Consider the following 16,412-nt stretch of genomic DNA (forward strand, 5'->3'; position numbering starts at 1 on the left):
GTGCCGAACCTAAAAGCACGAATGTGCGACTACTCTGCCAAGGGGCGCACGTTGGTGATGGTGATGCCTACATCGGCGCTCGCAAGTGGCTCGTCCGTTGTAAGCATCTCAGCTTGCAGGTCGATCGCCAAGGCAAGGCATGCCCGATCGCCGAGGGACAGACCGAGCGCCTTCGTCGCTGGCCGAAGGTCGCCTACTATGAGCGCCTGGGCAGGAGTGAGCGGCCGGACATCGAGATGCAGCCCGCCAAGTGCCTCACGTACCTCGTCGAGCGGCAATCCTCGGTCCCGTAGCTTGGAAACGACCTCCGCGAGGTTGGCTGTTCCGATGATGCTGCGGGTCAGGACGTCGATTATCCGATCCGCCCCGGGTTCATCGTTTAGAAGGCAGAGCAGGGCGGAGGCGTCGAGTACGACTTTGCTACTCACGCTCCGCCTCACGCCGACGCTCCGCGATCAGCTCGTCAGCCAAGCCGACGCCTTCGGGCACATACTTGCGCAGGATCGCGCGAGCACGCTCAAGTGCCTTAGGTACGGAACGTACCCGCAGCTCGCCATCGTCCACATCGACGAGGACGGTGTCACCCGTGGTGATCCCGAGCTCACGGCGCATTGCCGCCGGGATCACGAGCTTACCACCGTCCACGATCTTGACCCTCTGTGCTTCCATCTGCACCAAACCCGCTGATACAACCCGTCCAAGACCTTGTACCGGAGAGCAAAGTCGGACGCCAGCGTGAAGGCAGGGATTAATGCACGGCCGATCACCGAAATAGCGTTCATCGATAATGGGGCAGCTACTTAGACCCGGTCCGCTTAGCTAGGCTACGTAGGACCGGTAGTTGCCGTTCTGAGCCGATTGCTGCATGACTGGCTCACAAGGGTGTACCCAACGGAGCCAACATGAGTACGACCCGCGCTGCTCGCGTGTACCTGCGCGTCAGCACCGATGAGCAGGATCTTGAACGCCAAGAGGCGATGGTCGTGTCCTCGCGTACCGCGGGGTATTATGTCGCAGCTGTTTATCGCGAGAAGGCTTCCGGCGCGCGTCCTGACCGGCCCGAGTTGCTTCGCATGATAGCCGACCTGCAAATGGGCGAAGTCGTTATCGCCGAAAAGATCGATCGGATCAGCCGCCTGCCGTTGGCTGAGGCGGAGAGGCTCGTCACCGCTATCCGCGACAAGGGAGCGAGGCTAGCCGTACCAGGAATTGTGGACCTTACCGATCTTGCTGAGGACAATGGCGGGGTGACGCGCATCGTCCTAGAGGCCGTTCAAGACATGTTGTTGAGGGTTGCGCTTCAGACCGCTCGCGATGATTACGAACTGCGCCGCGAGCGGCAGCGGGAGGGCATAGCGATCGCCAAGCGGGAGGGACGCTATACCGGTCGAAAACCAGACTTGGCCCATCATCGCCGCATTGTCTCACTTCGTGAGGCAGGGATGAGCATAGCGAAAACGGCGGCGCTAGCGGGCTGCAGCATCGCACAAGTCAAGCGCGTTACAGCCCTCCACCGGGCGACCAAGCAGAGCGATGCGTGTCCGACGATACCGTGAGATAGAGCCGGACTCAATTCGACCTCTGAATAATTCTGCTAGGATGGAAAGAGGCGGCAGCGTTGCCGCTGGGACGGTCAAGCAGCCGTGAAGGCTGCAGCGAGATCTCAATTTCTGGCCCGTACTGGCGCAAGGCTAATCGTGGCCGTGCCGCGCCCCCATACCGGTAGGTAGACGCCTTGCCCCGCCGCCTTCAACTGGCCCGTCCGCACGTCCGTCACACGGGCACGCACGATTATGTCGCCAATCCGCTTTTCGTCGATCGCACGGGTGATCTTGCCGATTAGCTTGTCGAAATCCTTTTCGAAATTCTGGGTCAGCGCGGCTGACACAGTGCCTGATATGCCGGGAGTGTTGGCGAGCTTCAGGAGCAGGCTTGTCCCGACCGAGTCGGCCACACCGGCGACAGTGAGATCGTCGAACGCTACACGGCGATCGTTGACGGCGTTGCGCGGCGTGGCGGTAAGCCAGATCGTGCCTTGCGCAGGCTCCCCACCTTCGGCTGCCGCACTGAAGCGAAGCCCGACCGCGATCTTGTCACCCGTGGTGCCGTAGACGGTCACCTGGTGAAACTGCGCGCGCACGGCCCCGACACCAGGCACCTCGAAGGGGCGGCGGGAACGCTTCACCAATGCCTTGGCGAGAACCGGCTCCAGCTGACGATAGTCGGCGATGACGGGGATGGCGAACAGGATGCGGCCGGGTCCGGGCTGCGTGCGCGACATGGCGGGGAGCGGCTGGCGCTGCGGATCAGGCGGCCGATCGCCGACAAAAGTCTCCGTCCCCGCCGTCATCCCTAGCGCCAGGTTCACCCGGTTGCGCGAAATGGTGTAGCCTCCGTAGCTCAACTGCCGGGGCGTGATCCGCATCCACACCGGCGGGTTCGCCCGGTTCAGTTGGACGGAGGTGAACGCCGACCCCCAGACCTGCGCGATCTGCTCGCGCAGCTGCAATCTGCCGAGCTCCTGCGGCAGCGAGCGCTCCAGGCGCTCGACGACGCCGGCGAGCTTGGCGTCGGCCTTGCTGGTGAACTCGATTCGCTGGCCGAGGAAGTCGACGTGCGGCTCGTCGGTCCAGTCGTAGGCGATCGACACCGTTGCGCGCGGCGACCAGTCGCGGGCGATGTCGAGCCTGACCACGGCCCGGACGCGGGCGTCCGCCTCCGCCGTTTCCCGGCTGAGCACGCCGCCCACGTCGCGGGCGCTGATCGCGGCGTGAAGCGGCATGGTGACAATGATCGTTTTGCCCGAGCCCTCCAGCACCAGCGGCCCTCGGACGACGGTGCCGGTGATGCGGCACTGGATGGCGGGCGTCTTGATCTTCGCGAAGAGGATCTTGACCTTTTTCGGCGGGAGGCAGGTCTGCCCCGGCTTGTCGATCGACCAGAGGCGACGCGGAACCGCCTGTTCGAGGCTGGCCGCCAGCTTGTCCATGTCTGCAACAATCGGGACATTCATGGTAGAAGTCTGCGGGGGCACGCTGATGGTGTCCGTCGCTCGCGGAGGCGCCTCGCGAGGAGTCCGGTCGCAGCCACTAAGGCATGCAACGCAGAGCAGGGCGGACACGATCGAGACACTCGAGAGTTCGTTCTCGCGAAAAAAAGCCCCGGCAATCTGGCCTGCCGCTTCAGCTATCGACCGACTCGGCGTTGAGACGGTTGCCCGAGCGGTCGTGTTCTTCATCGCCGCGCACCTCCAGCCGTCCGAGCGGCCACCATCCCATAGGTTTGCCAAATCAGTTTCGCAAAAGGGAACCGTCCCGTTTCTTTATCGTTCGGCCCGTTGATTTCGGTCAATGCCTAACAACACCAACGGAGGATTTCGATGAAGATTGCGATTGTCGCTGCGCTGCTCACCTTGGCGCCGGTTCCAGTATTGGCGCAGGCCGTTTCGCCCGCCACTTCGGGAACAATGACCAGCGCCGACGTCGGCGTCTCGCCGATCGCGAGCCAGAGCGGGCCCAATTACGTGCTCGCGGCGGCCGACGCCAACCTCTATCAGATCAAGGCCGCGCAGCTCGCCGCGACGCGCGCGCAGCGGGATGACGTCAAGGCTTATGCGAAGCGGGTGCTGGCCGAGACTCAGAGCAGCCACAAGGCGCTTCTGGCGGCGCTGAAGAACGATCAGCGCACGATCAAGGCCCCTTCCTCAAGCCTGTCCGCCGACCGTGCTGCCCTGCTCAAGCTACTCCAGAAGGCGCCCAAGAGCGCCTTCGACAATTTGTATCTGACGCAGTCCGCGCAGGTCCAGCAGGCTGCCTGGGCTGTGCACAAGGGTTACGCGCAGGACGGGACCGATCCGGCGCTGCAGCAGGTCGCCGGTACCGCGGTCCCGGTGCTGGAGAACGAGCTCACCACCGGCAAGTCGCTTACCCCCTCCGGGCTTGCAGGATAGGTGATACCCGCCGGGCCAGGTCGATGAAGCCCCCCTTCGACCTGGTCCGGCACTTGTTTGCGGCGATTATTGCCGGGAGTGCAGCCGGCGGAATTGCTTCCCTGCTTCGCCGCGCATGAGATGCTGCATCACGATCCGGTAGACCGTCACTGCTGGCTCCATCCAAGTCCCATCGCCTTCTGCAAGGCGATGAACGCACGATCAAGTTCACCCGTCGCTTCCAGTACCGACTGATCAGCAGCCAGCGCCGCGCGTTCGGCATCAATGGACGTGGTCAGCGGTATCGCCCCCTGCTCGTATCGCTGCTCGGCGTAGATCGCCGACTGCCTGGCACCGTCCCGGCTCGCAATACTCGAAACGAGGTTACGGCGCTGATTGCCGAAGCGGGTCAGGCTGGTTTCCGCATCCGACAGCGCGCCGAGAACAGCCTTGCGATATTGCGCTTCCGCCTCGTCGCGGTCGGCGCGCGCCTGCTCCACCCGGGCACGATTACGACCGAAGTCGAGGAAACTCCAGCTGATCCGCGGCAGGAGAAGGCCCGCGACGCTGCCAGGATCGACCACATCGGCAATATTGGGACCACCCAGGCCGATGATGCCCATGATGCTGACCGATGGGAACTGCCGGGCGACGTTGACTCCGATCTGCGCGTTCGATGCCGCCAGCTGCCGCTCGGCCGCGCGAATGTCAGGCCGGCGTCGCAGCATGGCGGCCGGATCGCCTATCGCGACCGTCCTTGGGATCATCGGGATCGGAGCAGGGGTGGACAGCAAAACATCGTGTGCTCCGGGCTCGTCGCCGGTGAGCAGGGCAAGCTGGTCGAGCGTGGTCGCGATCTGTCCCTCGAGCGGCAACAGCCCGGCCTCCGTGCGGGTCAGCTCGGTCTTCAGCCGAACCACCTCGTCGCGCGACGATGCACCGCGTTGTTCACGCTGTTGAAGCAGGGCGAGTGATCGCTGTTGAAGCTGCGCGGAGCGGCGGGCCAGGATCAGGCGCTGCTGAAGTTCGCGCAGCGTCACATAGTTCTGGGCAACCTCCGCCGACAGACGAACCTGCGCATCAGCTCTATTGGCTTCGGCCGCCTGAGCCTGGGCCTCGGCACCTTCGGCGGCGCGGCGTCGCGCGCCGAACAGATCGATCTCCCACGATGCGTCGAGGCCGGCGTTATAGAACTCGGCCCTGATACGATCGGATTGCTCGCCTTGCGTCGGCAGCGCCAGCGAGCCTGCGGGAAGATCGGCGACGATCGCAGTGCCTGACGCCGAGACGGTGGGAAGCTGGTTCGCGCGCTGTTCGCGCAAGCTGGCGCGCGCCTTGCGGATGCGCGCCTCGGCGATCGCCACGTCCGGATTGGAGGCAAGCGCCCGGTCGATCAGCATCGTGAGCTGCGCGTCGCCCATGCCTTCCCACCAGCGTGCGACAGGGGTCTGCGGTGACGTGACGGCCTGATCCGCGCGGCGAAATGTCGATCCGGCGCGCTCGCCGCTCGCAACGCCCGGCGGGCCTCCATAGTTGGGGCCGACGACGCATCCGGTCAGGAGTGCGGGGAGAATGGCCCAGCCAAGTCGCTTCATCAGTGCATCGCCATCTGCGTGTCGGAGGAGATCGGGCGGAGGAACAGCGCCAGCGGCGTCGTGATCGCGATCGCGACGCCCAGCGCAAAAAACAGGTCGTTATAGGCCATGACGGTAGCCTGTTCGAGAAGTTGACCGGCGAGCTGCCGATACGCGCCGGCTTCGCCGGACGGCATGACCATGGCTTTAGCGAACCATTCCTGCGTGGTGGCCGCATTGGCCGACACCGTCTCACCCAGCCGGTTGAAATGGAGGAAAGTCTGCCGGTCCTGGAGGGTCGCCATCAGGGCGAGGCCGATCGATCCGCCGAGGTTGCGCCCCGCGTTGAACAGCGCGGACGCATCGCCGGCATCCTCGGGTGCCACAGCGCTGATCGCGGCCTGGTTGAGGAACATCATGGCGAAGATCTGCCCGAAGCCACGGACGAGCTGTGAATCCGTCAGGTCGCCCCCGGCCGACTGCGCGGTCAGGTGCCAGTCCATGGCGCAACTGACGCCGATCAGCGTCATGCCGGCAAAGACCGCCAGGCGAACGTCGAGATATTTGAACGCGAGCGGCAGAAACGGCATCAGCATCAGGGCGGGGATGCCGGAGACGAAGACCACCTTGCCCGATTGCAGCGCGCTGTAATCCGCCATCGACGAGAGAAACTGGGGGATGAGGAAGGTCACCCCGTAGAGCACGACGCCGATGATGAGGCTGAGGACGAAAACGCTGCCGAAGGAGCGGCTGAAGATCAGCGACAGCTTGAGCACCGGATGCGCGGAGCGGACCTGTCCGATCGTGATGAGCGCGAAGCCGAAGACCGTGGCGATCGCGAGTTTCACGATCATGGCGGATTCGAACCACATCTCGCGCTGCCCCTCCTCGAGCATGACGGTGAGCGCACCCAAGCCGATTGCGAGCCCTGCGATCCCGAACCAGTCGGCATGGCGCAGCTGGTCGAGCCGCAGACGCTCATGCTTGAGCCCGAACAGCAGGAGCAGGACGAGCCCGGCACAGACCGGCACGTTCAGGAAGAAGGCGTAGTGCCAGCTGTAATTATCGGTGAGCCAGCCGCCGATGATCGGCCCGAGCACCGGACCGAGGATCGCGGTGCCGCCGAACGCGGCGGTGCCGATCGGCTGCTGCGATGGCGGCAGCCGTGTCGCGATGATGGTCATCGCGGTCGGGATCAGCGCACCGCCGGTGAAGCCTTGCCCTACACGCCCGGCGATCATCATCGGCAACGTCGTCGAAATCCCGCACACGATCGAGAAACCGGTGAAGCTGACCGCCGCACCCAGAAGGAAGTTGCGCAGGCCGAACAGGCGCACGAGAAAGGGGCTGAGCGGGATCATGACGATCTCCGCCACTAGATAGGAGGTCGCGACCCAGGTGCCCTCCGTTCCGCTCGCGCCGATCTCGCCCTGGATGGTGGGCAAGGCCGCATTGACGATCGAGATGTCGAGCAGCGCCATGAACGACCCGATCGTGCCCGCGGCGACGGCGAGCCAGTCGCGCAGGCCGGCGCGTTCGGCCGCCATCAGCGCGCGCCCTGCGTCTCGCCGCGCTTCAGCCGCTCGGTTTCCTGCTCGATCCGGTCACGACTTCCCTTTGCGCTGATCGTGTCGACCGTAACCTCGACCGACAGGCCGGGACGCAGCACCCGGCGCGCCTCCGGTCCCGCTTCAATGCTGATGCGCACGGGCACTCGCTGAACGATCTTGGTAAAGTTCCCGGTCGCGTTCTCGGGCGGGATGAGCGAGAACTGCGCGCCCGTGCCTGGCGAGAAGCTCGCAACCCGGCCGCGCAGTTCGGCGCCGTCCAGTGCATCCACCTTGACGGTCACGGGTTGCCCGACGCGCATCAGCGCGACCTGGGTCTCCTTGAAATTGGCCTCGATGTAGAGTTGATCGACCGGCACCACCGACATCAGCCGGGTCGCCGGCTGGACATATTGCCCGGCCCGGACCGCCTTGTCGGCAACAACGCCGTCGATGCTGCTGCGGATCTCGACGGCGCCGAGGTCGGTCGAGGCGCGCGCAAGCTGCGCCTGCGCGGTGTCGCGCTCCGCCTCCGCCTGGCCGATGCGAGCCGCTTGTGTGGCGACACTGCGACGGGCGGCGAGGTAGGCGGCGCGCTGCGCGCGCAGCTCTGCGGCGGCTCGATCACGCTGAAGGACCAGGTTTGCGAGGCGCTCACGCGATTCCGCCCCTGTCCGAGTGAGCGGTTCGTAACGTCTTACCTCGTTTTCTGCCGCTGCCGCGGCAGCCTCGGCGCTCGCAACCTGGGCGGCGGCCTGAGCGACAGTGGCCTGCTGCTCGTCAAGCGTCCGGCGCGCGGTCGTGATGTTGGCGCCGGCCGCGGCGATCTGGGCTTGCGCCTGTTCGACGTTGGCGCGGTAGTCGCGGGGATCGAGCACGGCGAGCAGCTGGCCGCGGCGGACAGGCTGGTTGTCAGCGACGAGCACACGCTCGACATAGCCGCCAACCTTCGGAGAGACCGTCACGAAGTCCGCGCGCACATAGGCGTTGTTGGTCGACTGCAGGTATTGGCCGCTCGCGCGGTAGTTCATGTACCAGACGACCGCCGCGACGATGCCCGCAACGAGCGCGGCGATGAGGACGTAGCGGATGATCGGATAGCGCGCGAGAAGCGAGGGCTTCTTACGCCGTCGTTCTCCTCGACACCGTCCTTCGACCTAGCTTCTGGCTGGGAATGCGCATTCCGGTCGTCATGCGGCGCATCGCCGCCTCGATCTTCAGCATGCTCGTCAGCCACTCAGCAACCCTATCGTATGTAAACCGGACCGTATCATAGTATGTGGCGATCGGCATTGCCGCCCACTCTGATGGGCTCGTGCACAGCAAACTCAAGCTGCGCGAAACAAACAGCCGCTGGATCTTCGCGGCGGAATGCTTCGGCGTGAACGACTGCGATCCGACGTCCGACACGCCTGACCTTCGGCGTCGTGACAAGTGCATCCAGCCGAGCAGAGGCAAGGAACTGGAGGTTCACGCTGATGAGCTTCGGGAAGTGCCCGGGGGGAAGTTTGCGTGCAAGGGCACGCTTCGCTGCCACTTCGAGAAAGGATGCCACAGCTCCGCCATGCAAGGCGGGAAGGAGAGGGTTGCCGATCATGTATTCCACTGGCGTCAAAACAAAGGCGTCACCGCTCTCTGAAATCATGGAGCCTAGCAGCTGCGCGAAACCGGTCATGGCCCGACAGCCCGATTGATCGAAAAGACGCCTTGGGCAGTCGCGATCAGGTGAGAAGGATCGGTATCCCAGACTTCGGTCCGTACGAACGCACGGCGCTCGGTAGCGTCGTAACAATGCGCCCACGCTGTCGCGGAGCATCTCGCCTCGGGGGACCGCACATGGTCCACCTTCAGGTTGAGGGTCGAGATTGCCAATCGCCTTCCCAGTCGGGACATTACGGCAACGCCGCAGGCCTGATCGATAAGGCTCGTCAACACGCCGGTTGCTAAAGTCTCGTCCTCGTCAGCCAGCTCCTCACGCCAACCGACACGTAGCGAGCTGAGGCCATCGCCGATCGAAACCAACTCCAGGCCAAGCCTGTTGCCCCACGGTATGTCGCCTGGTTGCAGGCTCCAGTCTCCAGCCACGATTCCATCCTCGTCCTGATCAGGCCTTGCCACCTTGGAAACGGTACGGTTTACAAACTCGGTCCGGCTTCCTAATGGTTATGGTCTCGCATGGAAACGCGGTCGAATAAATTTCTGGTGCTCTCGGTTACAGGCGTTCTGCTGGGTACGCTCCTGATCTTCACCCTGTGGCTGTTCGATGCACGCGATGGAGACGGCAATCCCTACATGATCCGCTTCACCGGAAGCGTTGCCGGTCTCCAAAATGGATCGTCGGTGACCTTCTCGGGCGTGCCGGCCGGTCATGTCACGTCGATACGGCTCGACAAGCAGGACCCGTCAGCGGTTCTGGTTACCGTCAGCCTTGAACCGCGGATCCCCATCGTCGCAGGCGTTAAAGCGTCGATTGCGAGATCGGCCCTCGCGGGAACCGCGAACATCAGCCTCGACGGTGCAACCTCTGGCGCCCCCCCGATCGTTGCGGCGAACGACGGGGAGCTTCCCGTCATCCCCACCAAGGAAGGCGGGCTCCTCGGCGGCGGAGGGGACCCCGTCGCGCTGGTCGAGAAGATCAGCCGCACCGTGGACTCTGTCTCGCGCAACCTCGACGCCGCTCAGCAGCAGCGGGCCAGCGATCGGCTGGCGGCGCTCGCGGAGAGTTCCGCTGGTTGGGCTGACAAAGCCGGAGCAGCGTCCGATGCTCTCACCGGTGCGCGCGGCCGCGTGATTGCCGTGGGAGACGCCTTGCAGCGATCCGGCGACAGCGCCCAACAGCTGAGAGCGGCAGCGGACGAACGCCGCGCGACCGTCCTCGCGAGAGCGAACCGAACATTGTTGAAAGCCCGAGACGGTGCCGATCGATTCACGGCTCGGCTAGAGGCTATTCGACCCAGGATACGCGGCACGGCCGCCAAACAGGCCCAACTGCGTGAAACGGTTCGTTCAGCGAGGAACAAGGTCGGTGCTGTCAGGGATGCGGCCGTTCGCATCGATCAGGAGGGACTGGGCGTGGGGGCTCCGTCCCTTCCCATCTACAAGCCAACGTCACAGGATTGAGCGACGGCGATACAAAAGAACAGCCTTTGGCTGAGATCGAGCTGGCAGGCGAGCAACCGACCTTCTCGGCGTGATTTCTCGTCAACTGGTCCGGATCGCGCTACTCTCGATCCAGGAGAACGAGATTGAGCGATGACGAAAAGAAGAGCCGGCGCCCCAGGAAAATGGGCAGACCGACCACCGAGGACGCGCTCCGCCTTACCTCGCACATCCTAAAAAGCGCTCGCGAGCTGTTCTTCGAACACGGCTTCGAGGGCGCCAGTGCCGACATGATCGCCGAGCAGGCCCGCATCTCGAAGCGGACCCTGTACGCGCGCTTCGGCAGCAAGGCGCGCGTGTTCGAGGCGGTGATCCTCGACGAGATCGATACGCAGCTGCGCGCGCTCGAACCTTCCGGCAGCGACGAACCCGACATCCGAAAGCGGCTTCGCGTAATCGCCGATCGCCTGCTCGAGTGGCTGCTGACGCCGCGGATCACCTCCATGGAACGCGTCGTCATCGCGCAAGCCGTGCGCTTTCCAGCGCTTGCGGCGAACATCCACGACTTTGGCTACCAGCGGGCCGTCCAATGGGTAGCGTCGATCCTCGCCCATGCCGATGCAAAGGGTGAGCTATCGCTGGCAGACCCGGTGTTTGCTGCCGAGCAGTTCGTCACCCTCGTAGTGGTCGCACCCATGCGCCGTGCAGCGCTCGGGCTTTCTCCTCCCGCGTACGACGATGCCGCACGCGATCGTATCTCGCGCGGTATCGACCTGTTCCTCAATGGCTGCCGTCCGCGCGAGGCGGATGGTTGCAGCGACTGATGTCCACCACCGACGAGGAGCCTCAGATCGGTGAGCGCACGCGGCTGGCCGAGCTCATGCAGATCATGGGGCGCCATGGGCTGAACGGGCTCGCCTCGCGCCTGGGCCTGCTGCCCGGTCGCTCGGAGCAGCCAGCGGACGTCGGTACGCCCGAGCGGGTCGTCGCGCTGCTGCGGGACCTTGGACCTGTCGCAGTCAAGCTGGGGCAAGTGCTAGCCACCCGCGAGGACCTGCTCGGGCCGGAATGGGTGCGGGCGCTGTCGACGCTGCAGGATCGCGTGACCCCGCTGCCGTTCGAGGCGCTGGAGCCGACGATCCTGGCCGCGCTCGGCTCCCCGATCGCTGATGTGTTCGCGAACTTCAACCGCGAGCCGATCGCGGCGGCGTCGATTGCGCAGGTTCATGCTGCAACCTTGCGCGACGGAACCGAGGTCGTGGTCAAGGTACGCCGGCCGGGGATCGCGGAACGCGTCGATGCCGACCTACGGCTGCTCCGCCGCATCGCGCGGCTCGCGGCCCGGCACTCACCGGAGATCCGCCGCCTCAAGCCCGACGAACTGCTGCGGTTTTTCGCGGAGAGCTTGTCGCAGGAAATGGACCTCAGCGCAGAAGCGGCAGCCTGCGAGAGCATCGGCGCGTTCCTGCAGCCGCTCGGCGTCCGGACGCCGGCCTTCTACTGGGATCAGGTCGGCCGCCGGATCAACGTGCAGGAGCGGCTTGACGGCATGCCCGTCCGCGAGGTTCTTGACGTGGCGGGTGAGGGCGGTGCTGACGTCGCCGGCAGATATGCCGATGCGGTGCTGCGGATGATCATCTTCAACGGTCGGTTCCACGCGGACCCCCATCCCGGCAACGTCTTTGTTCTGGCCGACGGGTCGCTGGCGTTCATCGACTTCGGGGCGGTCGGCGTGCTCAGTCCCGCCCGGCGGAACGAGGTTGTCACGCTCGTCCTTGCCATCGCGGGTGAGGACACACGATCGGTGACGGACGTACTGCTGCAATGGTCGGGCGAGACCGATGTCGATCGCCAGGCGCTGACCCGCGACCTCGACGCGCTGATCGGCCAGTTCCGCGGGGCGGTACTCCAGCAGATCGAGCTCGCCGACATCTTCGGCCGCGTGTTCGCGCTGCTTCGAACCTATCGTCTGGCGCTGCCGCCGGACCTCGCCCTGCTGCTGCGCACCTTGCTGATCGCCGAAGGGTTCGTGCGACGGCTCGATCCCGGCTTTGACATCACCGCGCGCGCCGCACCGATCGCGCGCGAACTGCTGCGGGAGCGGATCGGCCCGGCCGGCCTCAAGCGTGGCGGACGCCGGCTGGCGACGAGCCTTGGCCGTCTGGCCGCCGCCTCGCCCGAGCTGGTGGCCTTCGCCGAGCGGGTTGCGCGGTCGGGTGCGCTGCCGATCGAGTTGCAGAAAGGTGCCGTCTCCTCACCACCGGCATTGCCCCGGGGCGCAGATCCCAACGTCCTGTCCGCCGGCCTGCTGGTCGCCGGCGCGATCCTCCAGCACGACCATGATGTTGTTGGAGCAATCCTGATGGCTTCTGCGATACTCCTTGCCGGCTGCGCTTGGTACGCGAACAGGCAGCGGCGCTGACCTCTTGTTGTCAGCCTTTCATGTACCCAGTCGCGCGCGATTGTTTCGCTACTGATATTTCATCTCCGACGAGCGGAACGAACCAATCGGCTTGGCGTTTTCCGAAAGTAAACCGGTTGGTACCAAAGCAGCTGACCGGTTCGATTGAGCGAGGGGTTCCGCGTGTCCGAACAAACGGTTGACGAGCCGCATCTGCCATCTGAGGGCTGGTCGGACTTCGGTGCCGAGCTCAGCGCGCTTATGCCTAGTCTGGCGCGCTATGCGCGATCGCTGGCCAGGAATCCCGATACTGCACAGGACCTTGTTCAGGAAACCGTGCTGAAAGCCTGGAGCAGCCGCGCATCCTTCGAAGCCGGTACAAATATGAAGGCGTGGACCTTCCGGATCCTTCGCAACTCATTTCTTTCGCAGGTACGCCGTCGAGGCACGGTACAAGTTAGCGAGACCGCCGAACTCGCCGACATTCCGGTGGCGTCGAACCAGGAATCCGTTGTGACGCTGAGCGATGTTCGCCGTCTATGGCCGCGCCTGACGCCTGAGCAGCAGCGGTGCATCAATTTCATCGGGATCGAGGGATTGAGCTATGAGGAGACAGCCACAATCGAGCAGGTTCCCGTCGGCACAATCAAGAGCCGCGTGGTAAGAGGGCGGCAGATGCTGCGCGCACTCCTAGATCACATGAACAGCGATAAGGGATACAAAACGGAATCTCAGGTCGTGGCGGCCGGTGCAACCTGTCAGGCCGAGCCACCAGTTATCGACGAGGTGCACGAGAGACAGATCGAGCTGCTGCAAAGCTGGCGGACGAAGCGTGCGGCCGACCGCTGTTTGGTAGGCTGAGTGGGCCGGGATCTCTTGATCCCGGCTTCGTGCGGCCAATTTCAGGTCCTTTACCGTCTCGGTTAGCAGAAGACCTGTCGCTAGGGATATCGCACAAAAGGACGAAGAGACCACGGCTGGCCGAGCGGATATGTCCTGTGGTCTGCCCTAACAGCCTACATCCTCCAGCGTGTCAGTTGTGCGCTGACTTCCGGGCTGCTCTCCCATCCACCGCCGGGCATCCAGGCGCTTACCCGTCACCGCCGCGGCAGCGTCAGAGCAGAGCCAGAGCAAGGGCGGCACCACGATCTCGGGCGACAGCAGTCCGTCGCGTGCACTATCCGGCAGTCCTTCGGGAATCATGCCGGTCAGCGTCGCGCCCCCCGGCAGGAGCGCGTTCACCGTGATGCCGCTGTCCGCAAGGTCCTGCGCCCAGATCGCGGTCTCCGATTCCAGCGCCGCCTTGGACGGGCCGTAGGGCGAGAAGCCGCGCCGTCGCATCGTCTCGCGGTTCATCGAGATGTTGACGATTCGGCCCCATCCCGCCTCCAGCATGGCGGGGACGGCGGCGCGCGCCATCAGGAACGGGCCGTTGACGTTGGTGTCGGTCACCATGCGCCAAGTGTCGGGGGCGACCTCCCAAAACCGGGTCGGTTCTGTCAGGAAGGTGTCGCTCACATACTTCATGCCGCGCCCGGCATTGTTGACCAGGATGTCGAGCCGGCCGAAGCGCACGAGCGCCGCGCGCACGACTGCGGCACAATCCTCCGCCCGCGTCACGTCGGCGAGCAGCGGCCGCACCCGATCGTCGCCGCATGCCCGCTCTGCCTCCCGTGCGACCGCTTCGACCTCGGCGAGTTCGCGCGCGGCGGTGGCGACGACCCGCACGCCGGCCTGCGCCAGCCCGAGCGTCATCGCGCGGCCCAGCCCGCGACCGCCGCCCGTCACGATCGCGACGCGGCCGGCAAGGCCGTGTCCGTCGCTCCCGCTCATCGGTTCAGCGCCTGCATCTGCGGCGCGGCGTAGCGCTCGCCCGCCGTTGCCCCCTTCGGCGCCGCGCGGTCGAGCCGCTCCAGTTCGCCTCGGGTGAGCGTCACGTCGAGCGCGCCGACATTCTCCTCCAGGTAGCCGCGGCGCTTGGTGCCCGGGATCGGCACGATGTCTTCGCCCTGCGCCAGCACCCAGGCGAGCGCCAGCTGGGAAGGGGTGCAGCCCTTCTCCCGCGACATCGCCTCGACCGCCGCGACGAGATCGAGATTGCGCTGGAAGTTCTCGCCCTGGAAGCGGGGGCTGTGCCGGCGATAGTCGTCAGGCGCGAGATCCTCCACCCGCCGGATCGCGCCGGTCAGGAAACCGCGGCCGAGCGGGCTGTACGGCACGAAGCCGATGCCGAGCTCGCGCATCGTGTCGAGGATCTCGCCCTCGGGATCGCGGCTCCACAGCGAATATTCGGTCTGCAGCGCCGCGATCGGATGCACGGCGTGCGCGCGCCTGACCGTGGCGGGCGCCGCTTCGGAGAGGCCGAGGTGGCGCACCTTGCCCTCGCGGACCAGCCCGGCCATCGCGCCCACCGTGTCCTCGATCGGCGTGTCGGGGTCGACGCGGTGCTGATAGTAGAGGTCGATCGTCTCGACGCCGAGCCGTCGCAGGCTCGCCTCGCAGGCGGAGCGGACGTAATCCGGGCGCCCGCACACGCCCTTGAAGGTGCCGTCCTCGCCGCGAACGTTGCCGAACTTGGTGGCGAGAACCACCGCGTCGCGGCGATCGCGGATCGCACGCCCGACCAACTCCTCGTTACGGCCTACCCCGTACATGTCGGCGGTGTCCAGAAACGTCACGCCCAGATCGATCGCGCGGTGAATGGTCGCGACCGCCTCGGCTTCGTCGGCCTGCCCATAGAATTCGGACATGCCCATGCAACCGAGGCCCAGCGCAGATACGCGCAGCCCGTCGCCCAGCTTTCGTTGCTCAAGCACCAATTATCTCCTGTTGTAAGATCATGCCGGTTGGCCAGTCGTCGGTAGCAAGGCGGGCCGGCACCGGTTCAGCCTTCTGACAGCAACTGCTCGGCGAGCTGGCTGTGCTTTTCGTCGGCCTGCTTGGCCTCGTCCGCGCACGCCTTCATGTCGCGCGCCGCATCGTCCATGCCGGTCTGCCGGCAGTAATTGGCCATCGTCCCGAACGAAGCGATCCAGTAATGAAGCGCGAGCTGCCCGCTGGCGATGATGCCGAGGTCGCGTGAGGCATCGTCCGGTGCCGCTTCGCGGATCCTGCGGCTCACCTCGTAATGCGCTTCGAGCACAGGGTTGTCCTGCTGATCGGCCGGGCCCGCCTGCTCGGCGGCGCGACGGATGCGGTCCGCCCATTGGCGGGAAGTCCGGTTGCCCTCTTCGAGCGCGGATCGCAGCGCCGGGTGGCGCGCGTCGTTGTTGATCTCGTCGGTCGCCTTGGCGGCGACGTCGCTGCCGGCCCGCATCGCGGACAATCCTTGCGCGACCAGCTTCTTCAGGTTGTTCTCGTTCATCAGGTTCGTCCTCGTCCTGCCGTGCCTCGTTCAGGCACGGTGAGGGATTCTAATCTCGTCGCTCCGTTCTGTTCCGTCGGTCCTTCCTCGATCAGAGCGCAATCAATGTTTGGAGCTCATGGCCGACCTCCCGGCCTGCACCTCCTGCGGCTTGCAGGAGCGGGCTGCGTGAACCAGCGCGGCAGGGCAGGCATGCGGGAAGCTCGGACCGGCGTTGCAGGCGTGAATAGCGTCGTAAGCGGTCCGAACCGAGCCGAAGCGGACCTTCTTGAGAGCCTTCCCGACAGGAGCATGCTGACGGTGGCTCCAGGCTGAAGTGATTGGACGGAGGCGCTGCAGTGACGGAGCCCGCGGAAAATAACGCTCAGATGCTTAACATAATCTATGTTATCGGACCGGAAGCGTGTAAGCGCTAAGTACAAATGGCACCAGCCCGCTAGATAGAAATGGCACTCTGCGGTGCTATCGGCGGGTCGCCGGTGTCATAGCCGTTCTTGGC

The 16,412-nt window shown here is 65.0% G+C and carries 17 protein-coding genes; 6 read left to right on the top strand and 11 right to left on the bottom strand.

Annotation, left to right across the window (positions count from 1 at the left end):
- Positions 1 to 29: 29 nt before the first annotated feature.
- Both BMX36_RS19135 and BMX36_RS19140 read right to left on the bottom strand, forming a co-directional pair.
- Positions 30 to 428 (bottom strand): type II toxin-antitoxin system VapC family toxin, encoded by a 399-nt coding sequence (locus BMX36_RS19135; protein WP_093068112.1) that lies wholly within the window; start codon positions 426 to 428, stop codon positions 30 to 32.
- Positions 421 to 645 (bottom strand): AbrB/MazE/SpoVT family DNA-binding domain-containing protein, encoded by a 225-nt coding sequence (locus BMX36_RS19140; RefSeq protein ID WP_206430571.1) that lies wholly within the window; start codon positions 643 to 645, stop codon positions 421 to 423. Before BMX36_RS19140 ends, BMX36_RS19135 begins: the two co-directional genes overlap by 8 nt.
- Positions 646 to 902: 257 nt before the next feature.
- Here BMX36_RS19140 and BMX36_RS19145 point away from each other — a divergent pair, with 257 nt between their 5' ends.
- On the top strand, positions 903 to 1,556 hold the full coding sequence (locus BMX36_RS19145; protein ID WP_066690575.1) for a recombinase family protein: 654 nt from the start codon (positions 903 to 905) through the stop codon (positions 1,554 to 1,556).
- 107 nt (positions 1,557 to 1,663) lie between these two features.
- Here BMX36_RS19145 and BMX36_RS19150 read toward each other — a convergent pair whose 3' ends face one another.
- The gene (locus tag BMX36_RS19150) at positions 1,664 to 3,013 is read right to left on the bottom strand and encodes a DUF4403 family protein (protein ID WP_084401573.1); all 1,350 of its coding nucleotides are present in this window, start codon (positions 3,011 to 3,013) and stop codon (positions 1,664 to 1,666) included.
- A gap of 366 nt (positions 3,014 to 3,379) precedes the next feature.
- Between BMX36_RS19150 and BMX36_RS19155 the strand changes: the two genes are divergently transcribed.
- A complete protein-coding gene (locus BMX36_RS19155) occupies positions 3,380 to 3,949 on the top strand; it encodes a DUF4142 domain-containing protein (RefSeq protein WP_066516399.1) in 570 nt (189 codons plus the stop codon).
- A gap of 146 nt (positions 3,950 to 4,095) precedes the next feature.
- Here the strand turns inward: BMX36_RS19155 and BMX36_RS19160 are convergent, their stop codons facing one another.
- The 5 genes from BMX36_RS19160 to BMX36_RS22410 form a co-directional block, all read right to left on the bottom strand.
- Complete coding sequence (locus BMX36_RS19160) at positions 4,096 to 5,523, bottom strand: efflux transporter outer membrane subunit (RefSeq protein WP_093068115.1); 1,428 nt, start codon at positions 5,521 to 5,523, stop codon at positions 4,096 to 4,098.
- The gene (locus tag BMX36_RS19165) at positions 5,523 to 7,049 is read right to left on the bottom strand and encodes a DHA2 family efflux MFS transporter permease subunit (protein ID WP_093068118.1); all 1,527 of its coding nucleotides are present in this window, start codon (positions 7,047 to 7,049) and stop codon (positions 5,523 to 5,525) included. Before BMX36_RS19165 ends, BMX36_RS19160 begins: the two co-directional genes overlap by 1 nt.
- Entirely contained in the window at positions 7,049 to 8,080 is a 1,032-nt protein-coding gene (locus BMX36_RS19170) for an HlyD family secretion protein (RefSeq protein WP_232307959.1), read from the bottom strand. The genes BMX36_RS19165 and BMX36_RS19170 overlap by 1 nt, the downstream gene beginning before the upstream one ends.
- Before the next feature lie 239 nt (positions 8,081 to 8,319).
- Entirely contained in the window at positions 8,320 to 8,724 is a 405-nt protein-coding gene (locus BMX36_RS19175) for a PaaI family thioesterase (RefSeq protein WP_177179222.1), read from the bottom strand.
- Positions 8,721 to 9,167, bottom strand: a complete 447-nt coding sequence (locus BMX36_RS22410) for a PaaI family thioesterase (protein ID WP_051076137.1) — start codon at positions 9,165 to 9,167, stop codon at positions 8,721 to 8,723. The genes BMX36_RS19175 and BMX36_RS22410 overlap by 4 nt, the downstream gene beginning before the upstream one ends.
- Before the next feature lie 57 nt (positions 9,168 to 9,224).
- Between BMX36_RS22410 and BMX36_RS19185 the strand changes: the two genes are divergently transcribed.
- From BMX36_RS19185 to BMX36_RS19200, 4 genes are all read left to right on the top strand, one after another.
- Complete coding sequence (locus BMX36_RS19185) at positions 9,225 to 10,169, top strand: MlaD family protein (protein WP_093068120.1); 945 nt, start codon at positions 9,225 to 9,227, stop codon at positions 10,167 to 10,169.
- A gap of 125 nt (positions 10,170 to 10,294) precedes the next feature.
- Positions 10,295 to 10,972, top strand: a complete 678-nt coding sequence (locus BMX36_RS19190) for a TetR/AcrR family transcriptional regulator (protein WP_232307958.1) — start codon at positions 10,295 to 10,297, stop codon at positions 10,970 to 10,972.
- Positions 10,972 to 12,570 carry an ABC1 kinase family protein gene (locus tag BMX36_RS19195; RefSeq protein WP_066690562.1) on the top strand — a complete coding sequence of 533 codons (1,599 nt, stop codon included), beginning with the start codon at positions 10,972 to 10,974 and terminating at the stop codon, positions 12,568 to 12,570. Before BMX36_RS19190 ends, BMX36_RS19195 begins: the two co-directional genes overlap by 1 nt.
- A 162-nt stretch (positions 12,571 to 12,732) precedes the next feature.
- Positions 12,733 to 13,410, top strand: a complete 678-nt coding sequence (locus BMX36_RS19200) for a sigma-70 family RNA polymerase sigma factor (protein WP_232307957.1) — start codon at positions 12,733 to 12,735, stop codon at positions 13,408 to 13,410.
- A 147-nt stretch (positions 13,411 to 13,557) separates the two neighbouring features.
- Here the strand turns inward: BMX36_RS19200 and BMX36_RS19205 are convergent, their stop codons facing one another.
- From BMX36_RS19205 to BMX36_RS19215, 3 genes are all read right to left on the bottom strand, one after another.
- A complete protein-coding gene (locus BMX36_RS19205; protein WP_093068123.1) occupies positions 13,558 to 14,382 on the bottom strand; it encodes an SDR family NAD(P)-dependent oxidoreductase in 825 nt (274 codons plus the stop codon).
- Positions 14,379 to 15,365, bottom strand: coding sequence for an aldo/keto reductase (locus BMX36_RS19210; protein ID WP_256210891.1), 987 nt, complete (start codon positions 15,363 to 15,365; stop codon positions 14,379 to 14,381). Before BMX36_RS19210 ends, BMX36_RS19205 begins: the two co-directional genes overlap by 4 nt.
- 68 nt (positions 15,366 to 15,433) lie before the next feature.
- The gene (locus tag BMX36_RS19215) at positions 15,434 to 15,913 is read right to left on the bottom strand and encodes a YciE/YciF ferroxidase family protein (protein ID WP_018251269.1); all 480 of its coding nucleotides are present in this window, start codon (positions 15,911 to 15,913) and stop codon (positions 15,434 to 15,436) included.
- Positions 15,914 to 16,412: the final 499 nt, after the last annotated feature.

The organism is Sphingomonas sp. OV641, assembly GCF_900109205.1.
Lineage (GTDB): Bacteria > Pseudomonadota > Alphaproteobacteria > Sphingomonadales > Sphingomonadaceae > Sphingomonas.